At 68.5% G+C, this 3,205-nt stretch carries 2 protein-coding genes; both read left to right on the top strand.

All coding sequences use genetic code 11. The annotated features are described in order from the left end of the window. The coding region (locus ACTJKF_RS31325) for a beta strand repeat-containing protein (protein WP_440629002.1) at nucleotides 1-2,323 on the top strand (2,323 nt) is incomplete at its 5' end. 175 nt (nucleotides 2,324-2,498) lie between these two features. Beyond that, nucleotides 2,499-3,205 (top strand): two-partner secretion domain-containing protein (locus tag ACTJKF_RS31320; RefSeq protein ID WP_440629004.1); only part of this gene is annotated, 707 nt, incomplete at its 3' end.

Below are 3,205 nucleotides of genomic sequence, written 5' to 3'. Positions count from 1 at the left end.
CAACCTCGGCACCACCAACGTCGCGCTCACCAACACGCAAGGCGACCTGACCGTCGGCGGCCCGGTCGCGTGGAACAGCGACCGCGCACTCACGCTCACGTCGCAGAAGGGCAACGTCGACCTGCAGCAGGCGCTGTCCGCCACCGGCGCGAACGCGAGCCTGAACGTCAACGCCGCCGACAAGATCCGCATCGACGAGGCGGTCAAGCTCACCGGCCGCAACGCGCACCTCGAGCTCAATTCGAAGAACGGCCATACGCTGAACAACGGCGCTGCCGTGACGCTGTCCGGCGACAACGCATCGTTCCGCTCGAACGGCGAAGACTACCAGGTGCTGCACACCGTCGCCGACCTGCGTAACGTCGATTCGAACCGCAGCGGCCGCTACGTGATCGGCAACACGATCGACGGCGCCAATACGAGCCTCCGCAGCATCGGCGGCAACCAATCGTTCCATGGCGTATTCGACGGCCTCGGCAACACGCTCGAGCGCCTGCGCATTTCCAACCCGGGCCAGACGACCGTCGGCCTGTTCTCGCACAACGCCGGCCGCATCGCCAACCTCAATCTGAGCGACATCGTGACGACCGCATCGGGCCTGCCGTACGGCTATCCGATTTCCGTCGGCACGCTCGCCGGCAGCAACTCGGGCACGATCTCGAACGTGACGGCCGACAACGTCGCGGTCTCTGCCACGGGGACGGCGATCATCGGCGGTCTCGTCGGCTCGAACTATGGCGGCACGATCGAGCACGCCAAGGTGTCCGGCCGCATCGCCGGCGATCGCTACGCGCAGGCAATCGGTGGCCTCGTCGGCGAGAACCTGACGCTGCTGAACCAGCCTCCGGTCTCGGCGATGATCCGCGACAGCCAGGCCGACGTCCAGATCAACGCCGCGCACGACGGCGCCACAGGCGGCCTGGTCGGGCACAACACGGGCATGATCGAGCGCTCGTCGAGCACCGGCAGCGTGAACGCGACGGGCAGCCAGTCGATGGTCGGCGGGCTCGTCGGCATGAACGACGGCAACGGCATCGTCAAGCAGTCGTCGTCGTCCGCGAACGTGACCGCGCGCAACAATGCCGTGGCGGGCGGGCTCGTCGGTCTCAACCTGGCCACCATCGCGGATTCGCGCGCCAGCGGCAAGGTGAGCGTCGGCGAGCGTAGCGTCGCAGGCGGTCTCGCAGGCGTGAACCTGGGCGACATCGACGCGTCCACGGCCAACGGCGACGTGTTCGCGGCCGCATCGAGCACGGTCGGCGGTCTCGTCGGCACGAACAGCGGCCGGATCATGAAGTCGCAGGCCAACGGCAACGTGACGGCGGGCAGCAAGGCGGCGGCCGGCGGCTTCGCCGGCTACAACGACGGCGACATCGACGAGTCGACCGCGACGGGCAACGTCGTCGCCGGCGCCGACAGCCTCGCCGGCGGCTTCGCCGGACGCAACGGCAAGTCGGGTCGCATCCATGCGTCCGACGCGCAAGGTCAGGTCCGGGCCACGGGCAAATCGACGCTCGGCGGCTTCGCGGGCGCGAACGACGGCTTCATCGAGACGTCCCTCGCCAGCGGCAACGTGACCGGCGACCAGAGCAGCACGGTCGGCGGTTTTGTCGGCACGAATGCCGGCACCATCGAGGCGTCCGACGCATCCGGCAACGTGGCTGCAGGCGACAACGGCACCGCGGGCGGCTTTGCCGGGCTCAACAGCGGCACGCTGGATTCCGCCAACGCATCGGGCACCGTCACCGTTCGGAACGCCGGCACGGCGGGTGGTCTCGTGGGGCTCAACCAGGGCCTCGTGCGCACGTCGAGCGCAAACGGCAAGGTCCTGACCGGGCAATCGAGCTACGCCGGCGGCCTCGCAGGCCGCAATACCGGGACGATCGCCGATTCCCGCGCCACGGGCGCGGTGAAGGCGGGCGACTTCTCGTCGGCCGGCGGCCTCGTCGGCCGTAACGAGAGCGGCACCGTCGCACGCTCGACGGCGTCGGGCGACGTCGAAGCCGGCACGCAGAGCAATGTCGGCGGCCTCGTCGGCCTCCTGGCCGGGCAAGTCGACCAGTCGCGCGCGACGGGTTCCGTCAAGGGCGGCGACGCCAGCTACGTCGGTGGCCTCGTCGGCAACAGCGGCGGCCTCATCAATGCGTCGTCGTCGAGCGGCACCGTCTCCGGCGGCCGCTACGCACGACTGGGCGGCCTCGTCGGCGGCAACTTCGGCTTCGTCTACGGCTCGTCGAGCACCAGCCGCGTCGACGTGAAGGCTGGCTACGACCAGTCCTACGGCGCACTGATCGGCGTGAACTACGGTCGCGTGAAGCCCTGACGTGAACCCGGACGGCTCCGGCTCCGCCGCATAAGCGGCATGCCGGATGCCGTCGCCTGATGCGAGCGGTCCGACCGCTCGTCGCCGGCGGCCGCGAGGCCGCCGGTTGTCACCCTCCGGCCGATCGGCTTTCGAGGTCGGCCGGACTTCCGACAATCAACCAGGAAGACCAATAATGAACAAGACCTACGCACTCGTCTGGAACCAAGCCCAAGGATGCTGGAGCGCCGTCGGGGAAACCGCGCGCCGGCGCGCCAAGCCCGGCAGCGCCAAGCGCGTCGCCGCCGCTCTCTCCCTGCTCGGCATCGTCAGCCTGCCCGCCTTCGCGCTGCCCACCGGCGAGAACATCACCGCCGGCAAGGCCGACATCATTCGTGAAAACGACGGCAAGTCGATGCTCGTCAACCAGCACTCCGACAAACTCATCACCAACTGGAACGACTTCAGCATCGCCGGCAACGAGCGCGTGTCGTTCCATCAGCCCGGCAGGCAGTCGATCGCGCTGAACCGCGTCGTCGGCAACAACGGCAGCCAGATTCAAGGCCAGCTCGATGCCAACGGCAAGGTCTTCCTCGTCAACCCCAACGGCGTGCTGTTCGGCTCCGGCGCACAGATCAACGTCGGCGGCCTCGTCGCCTCCACCCAGAACATCGCCGACGCCGATTTCCTCGCCGGCAACTATCGCTTCTCGGGTAACTCCACCGCGTCGATCGTCAACGACGGCCACATCACCGCCGCCGACGGCGGCAGCGTCGCGCTGCTCGGCGCACGCGTGTCCAACAACGGCGTGATCCAGGCCAGGATGGGCCGTGTCGCGCTCGGCGCCGGCAATGCGTTCAAGGTCAACTTCGACGGCAACGACCTGCTCAGCCTGCAGGTCGA

This window comes from Burkholderia sp. 22313, assembly GCF_052045245.1.
Taxonomy (GTDB): Bacteria; Pseudomonadota; Gammaproteobacteria; order Burkholderiales; family Burkholderiaceae; genus Burkholderia.
Note: the sequence above shows the minus strand (reverse complement) of the source record. Positions and strands in the feature narration are given on the sequence as shown.